The 23,848-nt window shown below is 54.4% G+C and carries 19 protein-coding genes; 2 read left to right on the top strand and 17 right to left on the bottom strand.

Annotated elements, in window-relative coordinates; translation table 11 throughout:
- Positions 1-181: 181 nt before the first annotated feature.
- The 17 genes from accA to rpsB all read right to left on the bottom strand — a co-directional run bounded on the left by accA (position 182) and on the right by rpsB (position 19,863).
- Positions 182-1,141, bottom strand: a complete 960-nt coding sequence (gene accA / locus IYV58_RS04970; protein WP_004129124.1) for an acetyl-CoA carboxylase carboxyl transferase subunit alpha — start codon at positions 1,139-1,141, stop codon at positions 182-184.
- Between the two features lie 12 nt (positions 1,142-1,153).
- Positions 1,154-4,636, bottom strand: coding sequence for a DNA polymerase III subunit alpha (gene dnaE, locus IYV58_RS04965; RefSeq protein ID WP_004129123.1), 3,483 nt, complete (start codon positions 4,634-4,636; stop codon positions 1,154-1,156).
- A gap of 38 nt (positions 4,637-4,674) precedes the next feature.
- Positions 4,675-5,271 carry a ribonuclease HII gene (gene rnhB / locus IYV58_RS04960; protein WP_195729459.1) on the bottom strand — a complete coding sequence of 199 codons (597 nt, stop codon included), beginning with the start codon at positions 5,269-5,271 and terminating at the stop codon, positions 4,675-4,677.
- Complete coding sequence (lpxB, locus tag IYV58_RS04955) at positions 5,268-6,416, bottom strand: lipid-A-disaccharide synthase (RefSeq protein ID WP_004129121.1); 1,149 nt, start codon at positions 6,414-6,416, stop codon at positions 5,268-5,270. The genes rnhB and lpxB overlap by 4 nt, the downstream gene beginning before the upstream one ends.
- A complete protein-coding gene (gene lpxA / locus IYV58_RS04950) occupies positions 6,416-7,204 on the bottom strand; it encodes an acyl-ACP--UDP-N-acetylglucosamine O-acyltransferase (protein ID WP_004129120.1) in 789 nt (262 codons plus the stop codon). The genes lpxB and lpxA overlap by 1 nt, the downstream gene beginning before the upstream one ends.
- A gap of 3 nt (positions 7,205-7,207) precedes the next feature.
- Positions 7,208-7,663 (bottom strand): 3-hydroxyacyl-ACP dehydratase FabZ, encoded by a 456-nt coding sequence (gene fabZ, locus IYV58_RS04945; protein WP_004098761.1) that lies wholly within the window; start codon positions 7,661-7,663, stop codon positions 7,208-7,210.
- 101 nt (positions 7,664-7,764) lie between these two features.
- Positions 7,765-8,790, bottom strand: coding sequence for a UDP-3-O-(3-hydroxymyristoyl)glucosamine N-acyltransferase (lpxD, locus tag IYV58_RS04940; protein ID WP_004129118.1), 1,026 nt, complete (start codon positions 8,788-8,790; stop codon positions 7,765-7,767).
- 3 nt (positions 8,791-8,793) lie between these two features.
- A complete protein-coding gene (gene skp, locus IYV58_RS04935) occupies positions 8,794-9,279 on the bottom strand; it encodes a molecular chaperone Skp (protein ID WP_004129116.1) in 486 nt (161 codons plus the stop codon).
- A 130-nt stretch (positions 9,280-9,409) separates the two neighbouring features.
- The gene (bamA, locus tag IYV58_RS04930) at positions 9,410-11,839 is read right to left on the bottom strand and encodes an outer membrane protein assembly factor BamA (RefSeq protein WP_004129114.1); all 2,430 of its coding nucleotides are present in this window, start codon (positions 11,837-11,839) and stop codon (positions 9,410-9,412) included.
- 31 nt (positions 11,840-11,870) lie between these two features.
- The gene (gene rseP, locus IYV58_RS04925; RefSeq protein ID WP_004129112.1) at positions 11,871-13,223 is read right to left on the bottom strand and encodes a sigma E protease regulator RseP; all 1,353 of its coding nucleotides are present in this window, start codon (positions 13,221-13,223) and stop codon (positions 11,871-11,873) included.
- A gap of 11 nt (positions 13,224-13,234) precedes the next feature.
- Positions 13,235-14,092: a phosphatidate cytidylyltransferase gene (cdsA, locus tag IYV58_RS04920; protein ID WP_004129110.1), complete on the bottom strand. Its 858-nt coding sequence runs from the start codon at positions 14,090-14,092 to the stop codon at positions 13,235-13,237.
- 12 nt (positions 14,093-14,104) lie between these two features.
- Complete coding sequence (ispU, locus tag IYV58_RS04915; protein ID WP_004129109.1) at positions 14,105-14,863, bottom strand: (2E,6E)-farnesyl-diphosphate-specific ditrans,polycis-undecaprenyl-diphosphate synthase; 759 nt, start codon at positions 14,861-14,863, stop codon at positions 14,105-14,107.
- A 242-nt stretch (positions 14,864-15,105) separates the two neighbouring features.
- Positions 15,106-16,305: a 1-deoxy-D-xylulose-5-phosphate reductoisomerase gene (gene ispC / locus IYV58_RS04910; protein WP_004129108.1), complete on the bottom strand. Its 1,200-nt coding sequence runs from the start codon at positions 16,303-16,305 to the stop codon at positions 15,106-15,108.
- A gap of 226 nt (positions 16,306-16,531) precedes the next feature.
- Complete coding sequence (frr, locus tag IYV58_RS04905; RefSeq protein ID WP_004098748.1) at positions 16,532-17,089, bottom strand: ribosome recycling factor; 558 nt, start codon at positions 17,087-17,089, stop codon at positions 16,532-16,534.
- Positions 17,090-17,294: 205 nt separating this feature from the next.
- The gene (pyrH, locus tag IYV58_RS04900) at positions 17,295-18,020 is read right to left on the bottom strand and encodes a UMP kinase (protein ID WP_004098747.1); all 726 of its coding nucleotides are present in this window, start codon (positions 18,018-18,020) and stop codon (positions 17,295-17,297) included.
- A 146-nt stretch (positions 18,021-18,166) separates the two neighbouring features.
- On the bottom strand, positions 18,167-19,018 hold the full coding sequence (gene tsf / locus IYV58_RS04895) for a translation elongation factor Ts (protein ID WP_004098746.1): 852 nt from the start codon (positions 19,016-19,018) through the stop codon (positions 18,167-18,169).
- A gap of 119 nt (positions 19,019-19,137) precedes the next feature.
- Positions 19,138-19,863: a 30S ribosomal protein S2 gene (gene rpsB / locus IYV58_RS04890; RefSeq protein WP_003856207.1), complete on the bottom strand. Its 726-nt coding sequence runs from the start codon at positions 19,861-19,863 to the stop codon at positions 19,138-19,140.
- A gap of 323 nt (positions 19,864-20,186) precedes the next feature.
- On the opposite strand from rpsB, the gene map reads away from it, so the two are divergent.
- A complete protein-coding gene (gene map, locus IYV58_RS04885; protein WP_004129107.1) occupies positions 20,187-20,981 on the top strand; it encodes a type I methionyl aminopeptidase in 795 nt (264 codons plus the stop codon).
- A gap of 191 nt (positions 20,982-21,172) precedes the next feature.
- On the top strand, positions 21,173-23,836 hold the full coding sequence (gene glnD, locus IYV58_RS04880) for a bifunctional uridylyltransferase/uridylyl-removing protein GlnD (protein ID WP_123828450.1): 2,664 nt from the start codon (positions 21,173-21,175) through the stop codon (positions 23,834-23,836).
- Positions 23,837-23,848: the final 12 nt, after the last annotated feature.

Raw genomic sequence — 23,848 nt, 5'->3', positions numbered from 1 at the left:
CTCCTTTATCCTTGTTAACTGACTGCCGGTTCGCAATACCTGGCAGTTGCTGCAGTTTCAGGGGAGACCGGCATCATCCGCTAATCACATTAGCTCTTGTCCATCTCATCTAATCTCAGTCAACAACACATAAAAAAAGGGCCGGAAAATCCGGCCCTTAGAGAAAAAATGAGATCGATAATCAGGCGTAGCCGTAGCTCATCAAACGCTGATAGCGACGGTTCAGCAGCTCTTCCTCACTCAGAATATCGAGGTCAGCCAGATCGGCCAGCAGTTGCGCTTTCAGAGAGGCGGCCATCACTTCCGGATTACGATGCGCGCCGCCCAGCGGCTCAGGAATAATGGAGTCAATCAGCTTCAGCTCTTTCAGACGCGGGGCAACAATGCCCATCGCCTCGGCGGCCAGCGGCGCTTTGTCGGCGCTTTTCCAGAGAATGGACGCGCAGCCTTCCGGGGAGATAACGGAATAAGTGCTGTACTGCAGCATATTCACTTTATCGCCCACACCGATTGCCAGCGCGCCGCCGGAGCCGCCTTCACCGATAACGGTACAGATAACCGGTACGCTCAGGCGCGACATTTCACGCAGGTTGCGCGCAATCGCTTCAGACTGACCGCGCTCTTCCGCGCCAACGCCCGGATAAGCGCCCGGGGTGTCGATGAAGGTGATAATCGGCATTTTAAAGCGCTCGGCCATCTCCATCAGGCGCAGCGCCTTACGATAGCCTTCCGGCGCCGGCATACCGAAGTTGCGGCGAATTTTCTCTTTGGTTTCGCGCCCTTTCTGGTGGCCGATAATCATCACCGGACGTCCGTCCAGACGCGCAATCCCGCCAACGATCGCTTTATCGTCAGCGTAGGCGCGGTCACCGGCCAGTTCGTCGAATTCGTCGAAAGCCAGGCGGACATAATCCAGGGTGTATGGGCGACGTGGATGGCGAGCCAGTTGCGCAACCTGCCATGCACCAAGATCGGCGAAGATCTTGCGCGTCAGCTCTACGCTTTTTTCACGCAGGCGATGCACTTCTTCATCGATGTTAATATCCAGTTTCTCATCCTGGCGGCTTACCGCTGTCAGAGAATCGATTTTCGCTTCCAGCTCTGCAATCGGCTGTTCAAAATCAAGGAAATTCAGACTCATAGTATTCCTGTATTAGTCAAACTCCAGTTCCACCTGCTCCGAGCCGATAAGGCCACGCAGATCGTTAAGTAAACGATCGCTCGGAGAGACGCGCCATGTTGCGCCAAAACGCAACCGCGCGCGTGCATCCGCCCTCTGATAATAGAGGTGTACTGGAATAGTTCCCGAACGGTGGGGTTCCAGAGACTGACGGAGTCGGTTTAAAAGCTGGTCATCAATTTGCCTGTCCGTCAGCGAGATAGCAAGCCCGCGAGCATATTTTTCCCGGGCTTCGTCAATATCCATGACTTCACGAGCGGTCATTTTAAGCCCCCCGCTGAAGTCATCAAAGCTGACCTGTCCGCTGACGATAAGTATGCGGTCTTTTTCCAGCAATTGCTGGTATTTATCCAGGGCGTCGGTGAACAACATCACCTCCAGACGCCCGGAACGGTCATCCAGCGTACAGATGCCGATACGATTGCCGCGCTTGGTGACCATGACCCGCGCGGCAATAACGAGCCCGGCCGCCGTGGTCACTTTACCACGATCGGTCGGATGCATGTCTTTGAGTCGCACGCCGCCAACGTAGCGCTCGATCTCTTTCAAATACTGGTTAATCGGGTGCCCGGTCAGATACAGCCCCAGGGTCTCCCTTTCTCCATCTAGCACCACCTGTTCCGGCCACGGCTGGCAGCTGGCGTATGACTGTTCGATTTGCTCCGGCTCTTCCGCCAGTACGCCGAACATGTCCGCCTGACCGATAGCTTCGGCTTTGGCGTGCTGATCGGCGGCTTTTAGCGCATCGCCCAGTGAATTCATTAACGCCGCGCGATGCGGCCCGAGGCGGTCGAAAGCCCCGGACATAATCAGTTTTTCCAGCACCCGGCGGTTGAGCTTTTTAATATCCGTACGCGCGCAGAGATCAAACAGTTCGCGGAAATAGCCGCCCTGATTACGGGCTTCAATAATCGCTTCAATCGGGCCTTCGCCGACGCCTTTAATCGCGCCGATACCATAAACGATTTCGCCATCGTCGTTAACGTGGAAATGATACAGGCCGGAGTTAATATCCGGCGGCAGGATTTTCAGCCCCATCCGCCAGCACTCATCCACCAGGCCGACGACTTTCTCGGTGTTATCCATATCCGCGGTCATCACCGCCGCCATAAATTCAGCCGGATAGTGCGCCTTTAGCCACAGCGTCTGATAGGACACTAAAGCATAAGCGGCGGAGTGCGATTTGTTAAATCCATATCCGGCGAATTTCTCCACCAGGTCAAAGATTTTGATCGCCAGTTCACCGTCTACACCGCGCTTCCTCGCCCCTTCTTCAAAGGTGCCGCGCTGCTTCGCCATCTCCTCCGGCTTTTTCTTACCCATCGCACGACGCAGCATATCCGCGCCGCCAAGGGTATAGCCGGAAAGCTCCTGGGCAATCTGCATGACCTGTTCCTGGTACAGGATGATGCCATAAGTTGGCTCGAGTACCGGTTTCAGGCATTCGTGCTGCCACTGCACGTCCGGGTACGATATTTCTTCGCGACCGTGCTTACGGTCGATAAAGTTATCCACCATCCCCGACTGCAGCGGCCCCGGACGGAACAGAGCCACCAGAGCGATCATATCTTCGAAGCAGTCGGGCTGCAGACGCTTGATCAGATCCTTCATACCGCGCGATTCAAGCTGGAAAACGGCGGTGGTTTCCGAACGCTGCAGCATGTCGAAGCTTTTTTTATCGTCGAGCGGGATCGCGGCGATATCCAGCGGCCCCTCGCCGTTCTTCTCGCGGCGGGCGTTGATCATCTCCAGCGCCCAGTTAATGATGGTGAGCGTACGCAGGCCGAGGAAGTCAAACTTCACCAGCCCGGCATATTCAACGTCGTTTTTATCAAACTGGGTAACCGGATGCTGGCCCGCTTCATCACAATAAAGCGGGGCAAAATCGGTAATTTTGGTTGGCGCGATCACCACCCCACCCGCATGTTTACCGGCGTTACGGGTGACCCCTTCGAGCTTACGCGCCATGTCGATCAGCGCTTTAACCTCTTCATCCGCCTCGTAAATTTCCGGCAGCTGCGGCTCGGCTTCAAACGCTTTCGCCAGCGTCATACCCGGGTCAGGCGGCACCAGCTTGGAAATGCGGTCCACAAAACCGTACGGATGGCCCAGCACGCGGCCAACGTCGCGGATAACCGCTTTCGCCGCCATGGTACCGAAGGTAATAATCTGCGATACCGCATCGCGACCGTACATGTCCGCGACGTGTTCAATCACCTGGTCGCGCTTCTCCATACAGAAGTCAACGTCGAAGTCGGGCATGGAGACACGTTCCGGGTTAAGGAAACGTTCGAACAGCAGATCGAACTCCAGCGGATCGAGGTCGGTAATTTTCAGCGCATAGGCGACCAGCGAACCGGCGCCGGAACCACGTCCCGGCCCTACCGGCACGCCGTTATCCTTCGACCACTGGATAAACTCCATAACGATCAGGAAGTAGCCAGGGAACCCCATCTGGTTAATCACCTGCAGCTCAATGTCCAGGCGTTCATCATATTCAGGACGGCGTTTAGCCCGCTCATCCGGATCGGGAAACAGGAATTCCAGGCGCTCTTCCAGGCCTTCTTTGGATTTCTTGACCAGATAATCTTCGGTGGTCATATCCCCGGTCGGGAACTGCGGCAGGAAGTACTCGCCAAGACGCACGGTCACGTTACAGCGTTTGGCGATCTCCACGGTGTTTTGCAGCGCTTCGGGAATATCGGAAAAGAGCTCGCACATCTCCTCTTCGCTGCGCATATACTGCTGCGACGAGTAGTTACGCGGACGCTTAGGATCGTCGAGGGTGAAGCCATCATGGATAGCCACGCGGATTTCATGGGCGTCGAAGTCGCCCGGCTCAAGGAAGCGAACATCGTTGGTCGCCACCACCGGTAAGCCCCGGGTTTCCGCTAGTTCTACCGCAGCATGCAGATAGGGCTCTTCATCCTGACGGCCGGTGCGAATCAGCTCAAGAAAATAGCAGTCAGGGAAATGTTGTTCGTAAAAATCAACGCACTGATCCACCAGCGCCATGTTGCCGCGCAGCAGGCTACGGCCCACGTCGCCCATGCGCCCACCGGAGAGCAAAATCAGCCCTTCTTTTAATTCGATCAGCCAGTCGCGATCGATAATCGGGCCCGCCGCACCGTAGCCGCGCTGATAAGCTTTGGAGATCAGCAGCGTCAGATTCTGATAGCCAACGTTGTTCGTCGCCAGTACCGTCAGCTGGCTCAGTTCATCGCCAAGCAGCTCGCTCTGGACGTGAAAATCTGCCCCGACAATGGGTTTAATTCCGGCGCCGTGCCCCGCTCCGTAGAACTTCACCAGCCCGCAGAGGTTGGTAAAATCAGTGATCGCCAGCGCAGGCATGCCGAGCGCGGCCGCCTTTTTTACCAACGGTCCGGTTTTCGCCAGGCCATCGATCATGGAATAGTCGCTGTGCACCCGCAGGTGTACGAAACGTGGTTCAGCCATCTTCAGATTCCGCGTTACTTAATTGCTTGCGTGTCGGTTCAGGACGCCAGGCCCAGCGCGCGCTTCACCGGGCCAAAGCTGCGCCGGTATTGCTCGATTACGCCATGTTCCAGCAGCTTTTGCAGATGAAAAGCGGTGGGATAACCTTTATGTTGCGCAAAACCGTACTGCGGGAACTCCCGGTCCAGTACGGCCATTTCAGCATCCCGCGTCACTTTAGCCAGAATAGACGCGGCGCTGATTTCCGCCACTCGGCTGTCGCCTTTAACGACCGCCAGTGAAGGCACTGGTAGCGGCGGACAGCGGTTACCATCAATAACAACAAACTCAGGGGAAATGCTCAAGCCCGCAACGGCGCGCTGCATGGCCAGCATGGTCGCATGTAGAATATTCAGCTCATCGATTTCATGCGGCTCCGCACGACCGAGGCTCCAGCACAGCGCTTTTTCTTTGATCTCATCAAATAGCGCAAGGCGCCGCTTCTCGCTGAGCTTTTTCGAGTCGGCAAGACCCAAAATCGGTTTTGCCGGATCGAGAATAACTGCGGCAGTCACCACCGCGCCGACCAGCGGACCGCGCCCGACTTCATCGACTCCCGCAACCAGATGGGTATGCGGGTAAACGAACTCCATCATTTTGCTAACTCCAGTACTGCATCCGCCGCCTGCTCATCAGCGTTGCAGCGGATCTGCTGATGCAGCGCGCGAAAGGTTTCATGCATATCGTGGCTGGTTTTACCGTCGGCCAGCAGCGGCTTCAGCGCCTCGGCCAGCGCCTGCGGCCGGCATTCATCCTGCAGCAGTTCTTTAACCAGTTCACGCCCGGCCAGTAAATTCGGCAGCGATACGTAGTCGGTTTTAACCAGCCGTTTCGCCAGCCAGAAGGTAAACGGCTTCATCCGATAGCCGACGACCATCGGACACTTAGCCAGCATACATTCCAGCGCAGCCGTTCCGGAGGCCAGCAGCGCAGCATCGCTAGCGATCATCGCATCGCGCGCCCGCCCATCCAGCAGATGTACGGCAAGATCCGGCGCAGTTTCCGCTTTGATACGCTCGAACTGTTCCCGCCGCTTCGCGTTGACCAGAGGGACAACCACTTCGAGATCGGGGTAAGAGTCTCGCAGGATCTGCGCCGTTTTCAGGAAATCGGCGCTGAGCATCTCAACTTCCGCCCCGCGGCTTCCCGGCAGTAGCGCCAGGCAGTGCACGTTACGATCGATTCCCAGACGGTCGCGCGCCGCGCCTTTGTCCGGATCCAGCGGCATCGCATCCGCCATCGTGTGGCCGATAAACCGGCAGGGAACGTTAAATTTGTCATAAAACGCTTTTTCGAAAGGCAGGAATGCCAGTACCAGATCGGTGGATCTGCCAATTTTGAAAACGCGTTTTTGCCGCCATGCCCATACCGACGGGCTGACGTAATGAATAGTTTTGATACCCTGCTTCTTCAGATTACCTTCGAGGGTAATGTTGAAGTCAGGCGCATCAATGCCGACGAACACGTCCGGCTTGAGCTCGGTCAATCGACGGGTGAGATCGGCGCGAATATGCAGCAGCCGACGCAGGCGACCAAGCACTTCCACAATGCCCATCACCGCCAGCTCTTCCATCTCATACCAGGCCTCGCAGCCTTCCGCCTGCATCAACGGCCCGGCAACGCCGACAAAGCGGGCATCAGGGATGCGAGCTTTGAGCGCGCGGATAAGACCGGCGCCAAGAATATCGCCGGAAGTTTCTCCGGCGACCAGGGCAATCGTCAGGGGACGCGATTCAGCCATTAACGAATCAGGCCGCGGGTGGAGCGGGCAAAAAAGTCGGTAAATGTCTGCACTTCAGGGTACTGCGCCGCCAGCTCGGCGATCTCAGCTTTCGCTTCGTCCAGCGTTTTACCGCTGCGGTACAGCAGCTTGTACGCGTTACGAATTGCTGTGATCGCCTCACGGCTGAAGCCGCGGCGTTTCAGCCCTTCTATGTTGACGCCAAACGGCGTTGCGTGGTTGCCCTGAGCAATCACGAACGGCGGAACGTCCTGCGCAACGCCGGAGCAGCCGCCAACCATCACGTGCGCGCCAATAATGCAGAACTGATGCACTGCGGTCATGCCGCCGATGATAACAAAATCATCCAGCGAAACGTGGCCCGCGAGGGTCGCGTTATTCGCCAGAATACAGCGGTCGCCCAGCGTACAATCGTGCGCCACGTGGGCGTTGATCATCAGCAGGTTATCGCTGCCCACCTTCGTTAATCCACCGCCCTGTACTGTGCCACGATGAATGGTGACGCTTTCGCGGATGCGGTTGCGATCGCCAATTTCCACGCGGGTCGGTTCGCCAGCATATTTCAGATCCTGGTTAACTTCACCAATGGAAGCAAACTGATATATCTCGTTATCGCGGCCAATTTTGGTATGCCCGTTAATAACAACGTGAGACTTCAGTACGGTACCTTCGCCGATTTCGACGTTAGCGCCAACAATACAAAACGGGCCAATGTGGACGTTAGCGCCAATAACGGCGCCTTCTTCTACAATGGCGGAAGGATGAATAAAGGCGGTTTTATCAATCACGTATCAGGCCTCCCGGCTACGGGCACACATCATCGTTGCTTCGCAAACCACTTTTCCGTCAACCGTCGCAACGCCTTTGAAACGAGTCAGGCCACGGCGGGTTTTCTCAAAAGTGACTTCCATAATCATCTGGTCGCCTGGCACGACCGGACGTTTGAAACGCGCTTCGTCAATCCCGGCAAAATAATACAGCTCGCCCGGTTCCAGTTTTCCAACGCTTTTGAATGCCAGAATACCGGTGGCCTGAGCCATGGCTTCGAGAATCAGTACGCCCGGTAAAATCGGCTTACCAGGGAAGTGTCCCTGGAAAAACGGCTCATTTACAGAAACATTTTTAACTGCGCGTAGAAAACGACCTTCTTCAAAATCCAGCACGCGATCGACCAGCAGGAACGGGTAACGGTGAGGCAGAAGTTCCAGAATCTCTTCAATGTGCAGAGTATGAGTGTCAGTAGTCAAAATACTCTTCCTGTCAAATATCCTAAAAGGCAATAATAACACGGCCTGCGGCAATCTCATGAATGCAACAGGCCGAAAATTTAATGTGGCTGGATGAAGCACTAATCTTGCTGATTAACCTTGCGCTCAATGGCTTTGAGACGCTTGCTCATATCATCAATATTCAGTACCAGCGCAGCGGTCTTACGCCAGACCTTATTCGGCTGCAGCGGGATACCTGAAGAGTAAACCCCTGGCTCGGTGATAGGACGCATAACCATCCCCATCCCCGTGACGGTGACTTTATCGCAGATTTCCATGTGACCGTTGATCACGCTTGCTCCGCCAATCATGCAATAGCGCCCAATTTTCAGGCTGCCCGCCATGATCACGCCCCCAGCAACCGCGGTGTTGTCGCCAATCACTACGTTGTGCGCGATTTGACACTGGTTATCAATAATGACGCCATTACCGATGACGGTGTCGTCCAGCGCCCCGCGGTCAATGGTCGTACAAGCGCCAATCTCTACACGATCGCCGATGATCACGCGACCCAACTGCGGGATCTTCACCCAGTTGCCGCGATCGTTCGCATAGCCGAAGCCATCCGCGCCAATCACCGTGCTGGACTGGATCAGGCAATTCTCGCCGATCTCAATGTTGTGGTAAACGGTGACATTGGCCCATAAACGCGAGCCAGCACCTATTTTCGTATTTTTCCCAACGAAGCAACCTGCGCCGATGACCACGTTATCACCGAGGATCGCGCCGGATTCGATAACGGCATTCGGACCAATGGCGACGTGATTACCCAGCTTAGCCGTGGCATCGATGACCGCGCTGGGCGCGATATCCTGGGCCGGCTGCGGCGTGGTATCAAGAATCTGGGCCATGCGCGCGTAGGTCAGGTAGGGATTACGCACTACCAGCGCGGCGCGATGAGCAAAAGGCAAATCATCCTGCGTCATCACGACGGCAGATGCCTGGCAAGCGGCCAGGTGTTCACGGTACTTAGGATTTACCATGAAAGTAATATCGCCCGCTTGCGCGGACTGCATGGACGCAACGCCGGTGATGACGATATCGCCATCACCGTGTAATTCTGCATCCAACTGCTGGGCTAAATCAGCCAGTCGAATTGAAGGCATTACTTATTTAACCTGTTTCAGCACATCAGCGGTGATGTCTTTTACATCGCTGCTGTTGTATGCGACGGCATTAGAGTCAACAACCAGATCGATGCTCTGATCTTTAGCCACGCTCTGCACGGCGCTCTGAATACGAGTCACCAGCTTGCCGCGCTCTTCATTAGAACGACGTGCGCGATCCTGTTCGAAAGACTGTGCTTTCTGGGAGAAAGTCTGGCGCTGAGCCATTACATCTTTTTCCAGTTTGGTACGGTCAGAGCCCGCTTTCATGGACTGCAGACGCTGCATTTTAGACTGCAGGTCGCCTTCCATACGCTGCAGCTCGCTCGCGCGGCCTTTAAACTCGTTTTCCAGCGTGTTAGAAACGCCTGTTTTCTGGGCAACCTGTTGGAACAGGCTGTTCATGTTAACCATTGCAATTTTATCTGCCGCCTGAGCGGTAGTAACCATTGCTAAACCCAGACCTGCAGCTAATAACCACTTTTTCACAATTAACTCCTTACCATCCCATGAGTACCCAGGGGTACCGTTATTTGCGTGGCCAGGCGATAACCTCAGTTATCGCCAATAGTCAGCGCTATACTGCAACTGCACTTACATTCCATTGTAGCCAACATCATTACCAGGTTTTACCGATGTTAAACTGGAACTGTTCGGCTTTGTCTCCATCGTACTTTTTAAACGGCTGAGCGTAGGAGAATACCAACGGCCCTAACGGCGACATCCACTGTACTGCGATACCCGCAGACATACGGATATTGCTTGGATCGCTGTAGTCCGGGTAACCGCCATATGCGGCTGAATCCCAGTGAGTATCCCACACGGTACCCATATCCCAGAAGACGGAGGTACGTACCGAGTTCGCATATTTATCGCTAATAAACGGCGTTGGGGTGATCAGCTCAAGGCTGGCAACCGCCATGGCGTTACCGCCCACCGCATCATCAGACTTACACGGCGCGGACTCGCTGCTCTTACATTCGTTATCGTAGCTGCTGTCGTCGTCATGACGACTGCTGGCTGGGAAATAAACCGCTTTCGGACCGATAGTATTGGACTGGAAGCCACGCACGGTGCTTGAACCACCGGCATAGAAGTTCTCATAGAACGGCATCTCTTTACCGCCCAGACCATCGCCATATCCAAAGCGGGTACGACCCAACATGACCCATTTGTGATCGTCATCGATCGGTACATAGGTCGCGGTATCGAGCGTCGCTTTGTAGTATTCGTTATCCGATCCCGGAATCGTCACTTTACCATTCAGGTTGACGCGTGAACCTTCGGTCGGGAAGAAGCCACGGTCGAGCTTGTTATACGTCCAGCCGTAGTTGAAGGTGAAGTCGTCAGCGCTGAACGAGTTTCTGTCGTTCGTGTTGTCCGGATACTGACCCATCGAATTCAGATAACGCCACATGGATACCTGAGGCTGCATATTGGACAGCTTGTTATGCACATAGCCCAGGCCTGCGCGCAGCGTATTGTATTCGTTAACCGGGAAGCCCAGCGTGATGTCTGTACCATAGCTTTTGTTGGTATAGTCAGACAGGTCCGCATCGTTAGCATCGAAGTCGTTATAGAACACACGACCGCCGAGGCTGACGCCATCCACGGTAAAGTACGGGTTCGTCACCGACAGTTCAGTATAGGTCTGATAATCGTTTTTGGTGCCGTTAATCCCAACGGAATAGCCGGTACCGAGCCAGTTATCCTGCTGAACGCCGGCCTGGAAGCTGACGCCGCTTTCCGTACCGTAACCGACGCCGAAGTTAAAGCTACCGGTATTACGTTCTTTAACCTTATAAACCACGTCAACCTGATCCGGGCTGCCCGGCACGCGCTGCGTATCGGTATCAACCGTTTCAAAGTAGCCTAAACGGTTCAGACGATCTTTACCCTGGTCGACCAGGTCGCTACCCAGCCAGGCGCCTTCCATCTGACGCATTTCGCGACGCAGAACGGCATCTTTCGAGGTATCGTTGCCTTCGAAGCGAATTTTACGCACGTAGTAACGGTTGCCCGCATCGACGTTCACGTGCAGCTTCACGGTCTTATCGGTATCGCTGATTTCCGGCTGGGACTGAACGCGCGGATAGGCATAGCCGTAGCGACCGAGGAGTTTTTTAATGTCATTCTCCATTTTGGTCACTTTGGTGCCGTTATACAGCTCGCCCGGCTCGACTTTGGTCAGCGCTTCGATTTCTGCCGAATGCCCCGCCAGGTCGCCCGTCACCTGCACACCGGAAAGCTTGTACTGATCGCCTTCGGTAATGTTGATGGTGATGTAGATGCCTTTCTTGTCCGGCGTCAGGCTCACCTGCGTGGAGTCAATGTTGAAACGAGCATAGCCGCGATCCAGATAGTAGCTACGCAGCGTTTCAAGGTCCCCTGCAAGCTTCTGTTTCTGATACTTACGATCGCCCACCACGTTCCACCACGGAACTTCATCGCGCAGCTGGAAGGTCGAAATCAGTTCATCGGTGCTAAATGCATGGTTGCCGACGATATTGATCTGCTGGATTTTGGCCGAGACGCCTTCCTGGAAGACCAGCTTCAGGTCGACACGGTTACGCGGCAGCGGCGTCACGACAGCTTTAACGCTGGCGCTGTACTTACCGACACTGTAATAGAAATCCTCCAGCCCCTTTTCGATATCAGCAAGCGTGGTGCGATCGAGGGATTCCCCTACGCGTACGCCGGATGCCTCAAGGTTTTGCTTGAGCATGTCATCTTTCACCGACTTGTTACCGGAGAAAGTGATGCTGGCAATCGTTGGACGCTCTTTCACCTGCACCAGCAGGGTATCACCATCGCGCAGGACGCGAACGTCCTCAAAGTTGCCGGTGGCAAACAGAGCACGGATGGTGTTACTGATATCATCATCGGTTACGGTATCGCCAGGACGCACTGGCATACTGAGGAGGGCCGCACCAACAGCGACACGCTGAAGGCCTTCGAAATGAATGTCCTTCACCACGAACCCGTCAGCACCGTATACGGTTGCGCTGCTAAACAGCAGCGACGCTATGAGCAACTTTTTCATCGCCATCGTTATTATGCGTTCTTCCTAACAAACTCTCTTACAACCGAGAGAAATCATTGAAAAGTGCAAGCCCCATTAACAGCACCAGCAATATTGAGCCAATGCGATAACTAAAGTCTTGAACTCGCTCGGATACCGGTCCGCCTTTCAGCTTTTCAATCGCCAAAAACAGCAGATGTCCCCCGTCAAGAACGGGAAGCGGGAACAGGTTGATTATTCCAAGGTTCACGCTGATCAGCGCAAGAAACATCAGATAATAAATCAGCCCAAATTCCGCTGACATCCCAGCCCCCTGGGCGATAGAAATCGGCCCGCTGAGGTTGTTCAGTTTGACATCACCGGTTATCAATTTGCCCAGCATCCTGACCGTTAACGACATCAGCTGCCAGGTTTTATCCGTGGCTTCAGCGATGGCGGCAAACGGCCCGTACTGACGCACTGTCTTATATTCATCAGGCAGCGGGATGACCTTAGGTACGACCCCTGCAAACCCCTCAGCTTTGCCTTTGGTAGACTTCGTGTCCGGCGTCAAGTTCACCGACAAGGGGCTACCCTGCCGCTCGATGTCCAGAACTAATGCCCTACCCGGATTATCGCGCACCAGATTAACAAACGTCATCCACTGCGTTAACGGTTGACCATCGACTTTAACGATCCTGTCGCCCGCTTGCAAACCCGCCTTCTGCGCCGCCGAGCCAGATTGTACTTCAGCCAGGACGGTATCAATCTGCGCGCTGCGAGGCTGAATGCCCAACGAGGTAACCGGATCTTGTTTATCCGGCTCGAACGCCCAGTGCTGCAGATCGAGGATTTTATCCTGGCGTTGATTGGTCCCGAAAGGGGCGACGGTAACTATTGTTTGCCGATCGCCTATCTTCGCCACCAGCGCCATCCGTACTGCATCCCAATCAGGCGTTTCGATGCCATCTATCGCTTTAAGTTCCGTTCCTTTTGCAATTTGTGCTTGCGCGGCGATCGAGTTGGGCGTTATGTCGCCAACGACCGGACGAATGCCCGGGACACCTATAATGAAGACCAGCCAGTAGGCAAAAATGGCAAAAAGGAAGTTCGCGATGGGCCCTGCGGCGATAACGGCGGCGCGCTGACCAACAGTTTTGTTGTTAAACGCGGCGTGGCGCATCTCTGGCGCCACGGGCTCAACGCGTTCGTCGAGCATTTTGACATAACCGCCCAACGGGATAAGGGCGATAATAAACTCCGTTCCCTGCTTATCAAAACGGCGCCAAAGCGCTTTACCAAAGCCGATAGAGAAACGCTCAACGCGGATACCACAGCGGCGAGCAACCCAGAAATGGCCAAATTCATGGACGGTGATCAGCACGCCCAGCGCAATAATAAAAGCAGCCAAATTCCAGAGAACGCTCAGCATAAAACCTTCCGTCAAATCGTCCTGAAAACCAACAAGAGTAGGCAAGCAAATACGGGCACCGCAGCGGTCAGGCTATCGATACGATCGAGAATACCGCCGTGTCCGGGGATCAGATTTCCGCTATCTTTAATGCCAGCTTCGCGTTTAAACATGCTCTCGGTCAGGTCGCCAAGTACCGAGGCCAGGGCCGCGACAATGGAACATACCAGCAGCACCATCGGCGTGACATCCAGATGAGCCCACCAGCCGTAAGCCCATGAGATAACCGCTGCCGTTAACAGACCGCCAAAAAAACCCTGCCAGGTTTTGCCCGGAGAAACCTTCGGCGCCAGCTTATGCTTACCGAACATTTTACCGAACATGTAAGCGCCGGAATCCGCGCCCCAGACCAGAATCATCACGTACAGCAACCACAGCGCGCCACTATAATGATCATCGGCGTAATGCCAGGCCCGAAGCGCCAGCATGCCCCAAAAAAACGGCACAATGGTCAGGACGCCAAAAATCAGACGTAGCGTTTTTGAATTGCGCCAGAAAGCCGCTGAAGTGGGGTAAGTCAGCACCAAAAGCAGCGCGACGACCCACCAGCCAAATGATGCCCATAGCGCCCCCTCAACCAGCGGTTGATGAACGTCATAATGATATTCCGGCATCAGGAATAGCATCAGCGCCAGCAGCAGACCGCAAAGCACTGACAGCCAGACTCTCTGCGCCGTTGAAGTGAAGCCGCTAAATTGCCCCCACTCCCACGCGGCGAGCATGCAGACGACTAGCGTAACGATGGCAAAACCCGCGGGCGGCAGCAAAAAAAGCGCCGCTATCACCACGGGGATTAAGACGAAAGCAGAAATCAGGCGATACTTCAGCAAAAGTGACCCCCATCAGGCATTGTTGCCGCCCGGTTCAGTGCCGCCGAAGCGACGCTCACGATTAACAAAGGCATGGAGTGCACCTTCAAAGTCCTGTTCAGCGAAATCGGGCCAAAGAACATCCGTAAAGTAAAGTTCGGCATAGGCAATTTGCCAAATCAAAAAATTACTAATGCGATGCTCTCCCCCGGTCCTAATAACTAAATCTACGGGAGCAAGTTCATGCATACAGACCTGCTGGCTCAGCATCTCTTCTGTAATTTGCTCGGGCTGTAGCAACCCGTCTTGTACCTGTTTGGCCAGATGACGTACGCCCTGAACGATGTCCCAGCGGCCGCCGTAGTTCGCAGCAATGTTCAGGGTCAAACCGGTGTTGTTCTCCGTCAGCGCCTCGGCTTTGCGAATACGCTCCTGGAGACGCGCGTTGAAGCGCGTGGTCTCGCCGATGATACGCAGGCGCACATTATGTCGGTGCAGACTTTTCACTTCGCTATCCAGCGCCCAGACAAATAGCTCCATCAGCGCACTGACTTCCTGCGCCGGGCGATTCCAGTTTTCACTGCTGAACGCGTATAACGTCAACGCTTCAATACCATTATTCGCCGCGAAAGAAACGGCGCGACGAACAGATTTTGCGCCGGCTTTATGGCCAAAGGCGCGGATCTTTCCTTGCCGTTTTGCCCAACGCCCGTTGCCATCCATAATAATGGCCACATGACGGCACCCATGCGCAGGCAACATTTCGCTGACAGTTTGATTAGCAGACAACATAACGCGTTTTAAGTCCATAATAAGGATTAGCTAAGCTACTAAACACGGGCCACCGGTCAGCGCTGGATACGCATTTTTATCCGGTACCGGAGCTACGGCCAATCGCAGAGAACAACCAAAAGCTTTACGCAAAAAAGCCGTGTCTTGCCACGGCCACCGTAATCTTTCACAACAAAATGCAACGATCGGATGGCGCAGACTATATCACTGAAGCACAGCGCCCACAAATATCACAACGAGTATCAGAATTTGCGCCGCGCGGCCAGGAGCTGACCTGCGCTTACCCGGGCCATGGCATCAATAGCCAGCACTTCATCAATACTTTGCGGCTCATTTAACGCCTGTTGATCCAGCACCGCCTGATTTATCGCCGCAATATCGGTAAAGCGAATATCACCGTTCAGAAACGCTGCGACCGACACTTCATTTGCCGCATTCAGCGTCGTGGTCGCCGCCTGACCGACATCAAAAGCCTCCATGGCCAGCTTCAGGCACGGGTAACGGCCGTAATCCGGCGCCGAGAAGCTCAGATTGCTCAACTGACAGAAATCCAGCGGTTTCACGCCAGAATTAAGGCGTTTTGGCCAGCCCATCGTGTGGGCAATCGGCGTACGCATATCCGGCTCGCCGAGCTGCGCCAGGACGCTACCATCCTGATAACGCACCATCGAATGAATCACCGATTGCGGATGGATCAGAACTTCCATTTGCTCCGCCGAGGCGTTAAACAGCCACCGGGCTTCGATATACTCCAGCCCCTTATTCATCATGGTGGCCGAATCGACAGATATTTTGCGCCCCATCGACCAGTTTGGATGCTTACAGGCCCGGTCGGGAGTCATCGCCGCCAGCTCAGAAATCGCCGTTTCCCGGAAGGGGCCGCCAGAGCCGGTGAGGAGGATCGACGCCACGCCGTTTTGGGTTAAATCAGCGTATCCCAGATTATGTTGAATTGTTTCCGGCATACTCTGAAAAATCGCATTATGCTCGCTATCAACCGGTAACAATCGTGCGCCGGACTGCTGCACGGCCTCCATAAACAGACGACCGCAGGTCACCAGCGACTCTTTGTTCGCCAGCAGCACCGTTTTACCCGCGCGGATGGCTGCAAGCGTCGGCACCAGGCCCGCTGCGCCGACAATCGCCGCCATCACCTGCTCAACCTCGTCCAGCGCCGCCACCTCAGCCGCCGCCTGCTGGCCGCTCATGACTTCCGTACGGCTACCCTGCTCGCGCAGTTTTGCCCGCAGCAGCTCCGCGCTGTGCGCATCGTCCATTACCGCGTAACGAGGGGAAAATTCCAGACATTGTTCAACCATACGGTCGACATTTTTCCCGGCGACCAGCGCGGTGATAGAAAAGCTATCAGGATTATGGCGCACCACATCCAGCGTGCTGCAGCCAATAGAACCGGTCGAACCAAGAATGGTTAATTGCTTCATGAGGCGTCCAGAAAAATGAAGACAGGATAAAAAGCAAAACGCCGCCAGCAAACCCTTATGCATCAATAATCGGATAATAGAGCGGAGGCGCCGAGCCTTTGACATGGCGCCAAAGGCTACAAGGCCAGCCGTCTAAACGCAATCCCGAAAATTGAGCGTACGGTCTCCTGTACGGCGTTTCAGATTTTACGCAGGACAATGCTCAGACCTGCGTGTCGGCAGAGAATCAGAACTGCATCAGTTCCGCTTCTTTATCCGCCAGCGCCGCATCAACTTTCTTGATAGCAGCGTCAGTCATTTTCTGCACATCTTCCTGAGAGCGGCGATCGTCATCTTCGCTGATCTCTTTCTCTTTCAGAAGCGCTTTGACTTTATCGTTGGCATCGCGACGAACGTTACGCACGGCAACGCGCGCTTGTTCAGCTTCGCCACGCACGATTTTGGTCAGATCTTTACGACGCTCTTCGGTCAGCGGCGGCAGCGGAACGCGGATATCGCTACCCGCAGAGCTTGGGTTCAGACCGAGGTCGGAAGCCATAATCGCTTTTTCAACGGCCGGGCTCATGGAGCGATCGAAGACGTTGATCTTCAGGGTGCGGGAGTCTTCTACCGTTACGCTAGCCAGCTGACGCAGCGGGGTCGGCGTGCCGTAGTATTCCACGATAATGCCATCCAGCAGGCTGGGAGAAGCACGACCCGTGCGTATTTTGCTGATTTGGGTTTTGAACGCTTCGACGCATTTGTCCATGCGTACTTCAGCATCTTTTCTGATATCGCTAATCACGTTACGAATCCTTGAAAACTTGTCTCAGACAGACCAGACGGTCGCCCACTGCAAAAGTGAGCTAAGTATAGTCATGTTTATGCTCAGCGTCTTTCAGGCTACGGGTCAGCCGCAGCATTCCGTCCACAGAACATGTTGAAAACCATCGGGTCAAAAACCCGAAAAAGTAAGGCCGAATATTACCCGTATTTGACGCTGACGGGAATTACTCAGTAATTAATGTGCCTTCTTTTTCACCCATCACCACGCGGCGCAGCGCGCCAGGCTTATTCATATTGAATACGCGAATAGGCAGTTTGTGGTCACGCGCCAGGGTAAAGGCCGCAAGATCCATCACTTTCAGCTCTTTATCCAGTACTTCGCTGTAGGTCAGCTGATCGTACATGGTTGCGGAAGGATCTTTGGCCGGATCGGCGGTAAATACACCGTCGACTTTGGTTGCTTTCAGTACCACATCGGCTTCAATTTCAATGCCGCGCAGGCAGGCAGCGGAATCGGTGGTAAAGAATGGGTTACCGGTACCCGCGGAAAGAATCACCACGCGGTTGTTACGCAGCAGGCTGATAGCTTCCGCCCAGCTGTAGTTATCGCACACGCCATTCAGCGGAATCGCTGACATCAGGCGGGCGTTCACATAGGCGCGATGAAGTGCATCACGCATTGCAAGGCCGTTCATGACCGTTGCCAGCATGCCCATGTGGTCGCCCACAACGCGGTTCATACCCGCTTTCGCCAGACCAGCTCCACGGAACAGGTTACCGCCACCAATCACTACGCCAACCTGAATACCCAGCTCAACCAGTTCTTTGATTTCCTGAGCCATGCGGTCAAGTATGCTCGCATCAATACCGAAGCCTTCTGAACCTTGCAGAGCTTCGCCACTTAACTTAAGCAGAATACGTTTGTAGACGGGTTTTGCATTGGTAGCCATGTTTCTTTCCTGAGACTGTCAACGAATGAGATGAGTTAATTCTGGCGACATTGTACGTCGCTTTTCAGCGTACCCACTATAGCGGTTGGCTGAATTTACACATTAAGCGCAAAAAGAAGCCGCCCTCAGGCGGCTCCTTTTGAAAATTAAGACTGCTTGGACATCGCAGCAACTTCTGCTGCAAAGTCAGTCTCAACTTTCTCAATGCCTTCGCCCACTTCAAAGCGGATGAAGCCAGTCACGTCAGCGTTGTGCTCTTTCAGCAGCTGAGCAACAGATTTGCTCGGGTCCATAACGAACGGCTGGCCGGTCAGAGAAACTTCGCCGGTGAATTTCTTCATGCGGCCTTCAACCATTTTCTCTGCGATTTCTTTCGGCTTACCAGACTGCATGGCGATGTCCAGCTGAACCTGGTACTCTTTTTCTACCACTTCAGCGGAAACGTCTTCCGGCTTAACGAATTCAGGCTTGCTTGCAGCGATGTGCATAGCCAGCTGTTTAACCAGCTCTTCGCTCGCGCCTTTAGCGGCAACCAGAACGCCGATACGCGCGCCATGCTGGTAAGAACCCAGAACTTCGCCTTCCAGAGAAGAAACGCGACGGATGTTGATGTTCTCACCGATTTTAGCAACCAGCGCAACGCGTTCTTCTTCGAACTGTGCTTTCAGAACTTCAACGTCAGTGATTTTGCCAGCAACAGCTGCGTCCAGAACTTTGTTAGCAAATGCCTGGAAACCACCATCTTTAGCAACGAAGTCAGTCTGGCAGTTAACTTCCAGAATGATGCCGTAGGTGCCATCGATTTTAGTAATGATTACGCCGTCAGCAGCAACGTTGCCTGCTTTTTTCGCTGCTTTAATAGCACCGGATTTACGCATGTTTTCGATTGCCAGCTCGATGTCGCCGTTCGCTTCAGTCAGCGCTTTTTTGCAATCCATCATGCCTGCGCCAGTACGCTCGCGCAGCTCTTTTACCAGGGATGCGGTAATTTCAGCCATTCTTTATTCCTCGGGAGATGTGATCTGCCCGGTTCCAGGAACCAGACAGATTTGAAAGTGAAAAAGGGGCCGCTAAGAGGCCCCTATTTATACACGGTACTAAATAAGGGTATGCCTTATTATTCAGCTTCTACGAAGCTTTCTTCCGCCTGAGAAGCCAGATCCTGAGAACGGCCTTCACGAACGGTAGCAGCAACAGCGCTCAGGTACAGGCTAACTGCACGGATTGCGTCGTCGTTACCCGGGATAACGAAGTCAACGCCGTCCGGATCGGAGTTAGTATCAACGATAGCAAATACCGGAATACCCAGGTTGTTTGCTTCTTTGATTGCGATGTGCTCGTGGTCAGCGTCGATAACGAACAGCGCGTCCGGCAGGCCGCCCATGTCTTTGATACCGCCCAGGCTGTTTTCCAGCTTGTCCAGCTCACGAGTGCGCATCAGCGCTTCTTTCTTGGTCAGCTTGTCGAAAGTACCGTCCTGGGACTGAGTTTCCAGGTCTTTCAGACGTTTGATAGACTGACGAACGGTTTTCCAGTTAGTCAGCATACCGCCCAGCCAGCGATGGTTCACGAAGAACTGGTCGCAGCTGTTAGCAGCGTCTTTTACCGCTTCGCTTGCAGCGCGCTTAGTACCAACGAAAAGGATTTTGCCTTTGCGAGAAGAGATCTTGTTCAGTTCAGCCAGAGCTTCGTTGAACATCGGTACAGTTTTCTCAAGGTTGATGATGTGAACTTTGTTACGCGCGCCGAAGATGAAAGGCTTCATTTTCGGGTTCCAGTAACGGGTCTGGTGACCAAAGTGAACACCAGCCTTGAGCATGTCGCGCATGGAAACAGTTGCCATGTTTAAAACCTCTATAGATAAAAGTTGGGGTTATGCCTCCACGTATCCCATATTACCGACCCCAAAGGGCACCCCGGAATATGTGTCGATACGTGTGTGTTGTTACACAAAGTGAGATTTGTCGCTTCAGTCCATCTTGTGTATCTGAGAATGGAACAGAAGTCCGGCGCGCTTTATACCACAAAACAGGATCGGAAACCAACTGTTGTTGACGTCGCGTGCTGCTAATGATTCTCAATTTGGCAGCAGGACGCCCGGACTGTTAACATTGTTCAGACATAATCTATTATTGTCGAAAAAATCGACACTGCTGGACACAATCCATGGCTATTTCTATCAAGACATCTGAAGACATCGAAAAAATGCGCGTTGCCGGCCGCCTGGCCGCCGAAGTGCTGGAAATGATCGAACCCTACGTAAAACCGGGCGTCAGCACCGGCGAACTGGACCGCATCTGCAACGATTATATCGTTAACGAACAAAAAGCCGTATCCGCCTGCCTGGGCTACCACGGCTTCCCGAAATCCGTCTGCATCTCTATTAATGAAGTGGTGTGCCACGGGATCCCGGACGACGGCAAATTGCTGAAAGATGGCGATATTGTCAACATTGACGTCACCGTCATTAAAGATGATTTCCACGGCGATACCTCGAAGATGTTTATCGTCGGTAAACCGACTATTCTCGGCGAGCGCCTGTGCCGCATCACCCAGGAAAGCCTCTATCTGGCCCTCAAAATGGTCAAACCGGGGATTAATCTGCGCGCTATCGGCGCCGCTATTCAAAAATACGTTGAAGCCGAAGGTTTCTCCGTGGTACGCGAGTACTGCGGCCACGGTATCGGCCGCGGTTTCCATGAAGAACCGCAGGTGCTGCATTACGACTCTCCGGAAACCAACGTGGTGCTCAAACCCGGTATGACCTTTACCATTGAGCCAATGGTCAACGCGGGTAAAAAAGAGATCCGCAGCATGAAAGACGGCTGGACGGTAAAAACTAAAGACCGGAGCTTGTCTGCGCAGTATGAGCATACTATTGTGGTGACAGATAACGGCTGCGAAATACTGACGTTACGCCAGGATGACACTATCCCGGCGATAATCTCGCACAACGAATGATGAAAAGCCGGCGCCAGCCGGCTTTTTTATGACGGGCATCCTGTGGGTCGCCGCAAGCGACGTTAATAATCGCTCCCGGCGATTTTTTATGACGGGCGTCCTGCCCGTCACCCTGTGGGCCGCCGCAAGCGACGTTAAAAATCGCTCCCGGCGATTTTTTATGGGCGATAGTTCTTTCTTATGGTGGCGCAATGAGCAACTCTCTATCTAATACTGTCCCCCCTGACCTGTACGCTCAGCCAGAAAATCCGGGCGAGTGGCCAAAAAGTGATTTCAATTGCGCGACGATTAAAGCGCTTATCGACGTTTTTCAGCGCTGGCTGGGCGAGGCTTTTGATAGCGGTATTGCCGCGGAAAGATTGATTGAAGCACGTACAGAATTTATCGATCAGCTGCTCCAGCGGCTGTGGGTCGAGTACGGTTTCGGTTCAATTAACGACATCGCGCTGGTCGCCGTCGGCGGCTACGGCCGCGGTGAACTCCACCCGCTTTCTGATATCGATCTGCTTATTTTGAGCCGCAAAAAGCTCCCCGATGAACAGGCGCAAAAGGTCGGCGAGCTGCTGACGCTGCTGTGGGATATCAAACTCGAAGTCGGCCACAGCGTGCGCACCCTCGAAGAGTGCCTGCTGGAGGGACTGTCGGACCTCAGCGTCGCCACCAACCTGATTGAATCGCGTCTGCTTATTGGCGACGTCGCGCTGTTCCTTGAACTACAAAAACACATATTCAGCGACGGCTTCTGGCCATCGGAAAAGTTCTTTGCGGCAAAAGTTGAAGAGCAGAATGTACGCCATCAGCGCTATCACGGGACCAGCTATAACCTGGAGCCAGACGTGAAAAGCAGCCCGGGCGGCCTGCGCGATATCCACACCCTACAGTGGATCGCGCGACGCCATTTCGGCGCCACCTCGCTTGATGAAATGGTCGGCTTCGGCTTCCTGACCGAAGCCGAACGCAACGAGCTTAATGAATGCCTGCATCAGCTCTGGCGCATTCGCTTTGCGCTACATCTTGAGCTCAACCGCTACGATAATCGCCTGCTGTTCGACAGACAGTTCAGCGTCGCCCGCCGTCTGCGCTATGAAGGCGAAAGCAACCAGCCGATTGAGCATATGATGAAGGATTTCTTTCGCGTCACCCGCCGGGTGAGCGAGCTGAATCAAATGCTGATCCAACTGTTCGAAGAAGCGATTCTCGCGCTCACCGAGGATGAGAAGCCGCGGCCGATTGATGATGATTTTCAACTGCGCGGCACGCTTATCGATCTGCGCGATGACACGCTGTTTATCCGTGAACCGCAGGCCATTCTGCGCATGTTCTATACGATGGTGCGCAACAGCAGCATCACCGGCATTTACTCCACCACGCTTCGCCATCTGCGCCACGCCCGCCGTCATCTGGCGCAGCCGCTTTGCTACATTCCGGAAGCGCGGACCCTGTTCCTCAGTATGCTGCGCCATCAGGGCGCGGTAAGCCGCGGGCTGCTGCCAATGCACCGCCATAGCGTGCTGTGGGCCTATATGCCGCAATGGTCGCATATTGTCGGCCAGATGCAGTTCGATCTGTTTCACGCCTATACCGTTGATGAACACACCATCCGCGTGCTGCTGAAGCTCGAGAGCTTCGCCAAAGAAGAGACCCGTAGCCGCCATCCGCTGTGCGTGGAACTGTGGCCACGCCTGACGCATCCGGAGCTGATCCTTATCGCCGCCCTCTTCCACGATATCGCCAAAGGGCGCGGCGGCGACCATTCGATTCTCGGCGCGCAGGACGTGCTGAAATTCGCCGAGCTTCACGGTCTTAACTCGCGCGAAACCCAGCTGGTCGCCTGGCTGGTGCGCCATCATCTGCTGATGTCGGTCACCGCCCAGCGTCGCGATATTCAGGATCCGGAAGTGATTAAGCAGTTCGCCGAAGAGGTGCAAACGGAAAATCGTCTGCACTATCTGGTCTGCCTGACCGTCGCCGATATCTGCGCCACCAACGAAAACCTGTGGAACAGCTGGAAGCAGAGCCTGCTGCGCGAGCTCTATTTCGCCACCGAAAAACAGCTGCGCCGGGGGATGCAAAACACGCCGGATATGCGCGAGCGGGTGCGTCACCATCAGCTACAGGCGCTGGCCCTGCTGCGGATGGAAAATATCAATGAACAGGCGCTGCACCAAATCTGGAACCGCTGCCGCGCCAACTACTTTGTGCGCCATACGCCAAACCAGCTCGCATGGCATGCGCGCAATCTGCTGCGGCACGATCTCAGCAAGCCGATGATCCTGCTCAGTTCCCACGCCACGCGCGGCGGCACCGAGATTTTTATCTGGAGCCCGGACCGCCCTTACCTCTTTGCTGCCGTTTGCGGCGAACTGGATCGCCGTAATCTTAGCGTTCACGATGCGCAGATCTTCACCACCCGAGACGGCATGGCGATGGATACCTTTATCGTTCTTGAGCCGGACGGCAGCCCGCTTTCCGCCGACAGGCACGAAATGATCCGCGTGGGCCTGGAGCAGACCATCAGCCAGCGCAGCTGGCAGCCGCCGGCGCCCCGTCGTCAGGCGGCGAAGCTGAGGCATTTTTCCGTGCCGACAGAGGTGAATTTCCTGCCGACGCATACCGACCGGAAATCCTTTCTTGAGCTGATTGCTCTCGATCAGCCGGGTCTGTTAGCGCGCGTCGGCCAGGTGTTTGCCGACCTCGGCATTTCGCTCCACGGGGCGCGAATTACGACAATTGGTGAGCGAGTAGAAGATTTATTTATAATCGCCACGGCAGACCGGCGCGCCCTTAATAATGAGCTACAGCAAGAAGTGCAACAACGGTTGACAGAGGCCCTCAATCCAAACGATAAAGGGTAACGTATTTTTTTA

It is taken from the genome of Klebsiella sp. BDA134-6, from assembly GCF_015601345.1.
Classification (GTDB): domain Bacteria; phylum Pseudomonadota; class Gammaproteobacteria; order Enterobacterales; family Enterobacteriaceae; genus Klebsiella; species Klebsiella grimontii.
Note: the sequence above shows the minus strand (reverse complement) of the source record. Positions and strands in the feature narration are given on the sequence as shown.

Bases quoted from the DNA above. Each gene is read 5' to 3' on its own strand.
- tsf (WP_004098746.1), bottom strand. From the start codon at position 19,018: ATGGCTGAAATTACCGCATCCCTGGTAAAAGAGCTGCGCGAGCGTACT.
- ispU (WP_004129109.1), bottom strand. From the start codon at position 14,863: ATGTTGTCTGCTAATCAAACTGTCAGCGAAATGTTGCCTGCGCATGGG.
- rseP (WP_004129112.1), bottom strand. From the start codon at position 13,223: ATGCTGAGCGTTCTCTGGAATTTGGCTGCTTTTATTATTGCGCTGGGC.
- dnaE (WP_004129123.1), bottom strand. From the start codon at position 4,636: ATGGCTGAACCACGTTTCGTACACCTGCGGGTGCACAGCGACTATTCC.
- accA (WP_004129124.1), bottom strand. From the start codon at position 1,141: ATGAGTCTGAATTTCCTTGATTTTGAACAGCCGATTGCAGAGCTGGAA.
- rpsB (WP_003856207.1), bottom strand. From the start codon at position 19,863: ATGGCAACTGTTTCCATGCGCGACATGCTCAAGGCTGGTGTTCACTTT.
- rnhB (WP_195729459.1), bottom strand. From the start codon at position 5,271: ATGATGGAGTTCGTTTACCCGCATACCCATCTGGTTGCGGGAGTCGAT.
- glnD (WP_123828450.1), top strand. From the start codon at position 21,173: ATGAGCAACTCTCTATCTAATACTGTCCCCCCTGACCTGTACGCTCAG.
- bamA (WP_004129114.1), bottom strand. From the start codon at position 11,839: ATGGCGATGAAAAAGTTGCTCATAGCGTCGCTGCTGTTTAGCAGCGCA.
- pyrH (WP_004098747.1), bottom strand. From the start codon at position 18,020: ATGGCTACCAATGCAAAACCCGTCTACAAACGTATTCTGCTTAAGTTA.
- map (WP_004129107.1), top strand. From the start codon at position 20,187: ATGGCTATTTCTATCAAGACATCTGAAGACATCGAAAAAATGCGCGTT.
- lpxB (WP_004129121.1), bottom strand. From the start codon at position 6,416: ATGGCTGAATCGCGTCCCCTGACGATTGCCCTGGTCGCCGGAGAAACT.
- lpxD (WP_004129118.1), bottom strand. From the start codon at position 8,790: ATGCCTTCAATTCGACTGGCTGATTTAGCCCAGCAGTTGGATGCAGAA.
- ispC (WP_004129108.1), bottom strand. From the start codon at position 16,305: ATGAAGCAATTAACCATTCTTGGTTCGACCGGTTCTATTGGCTGCAGC.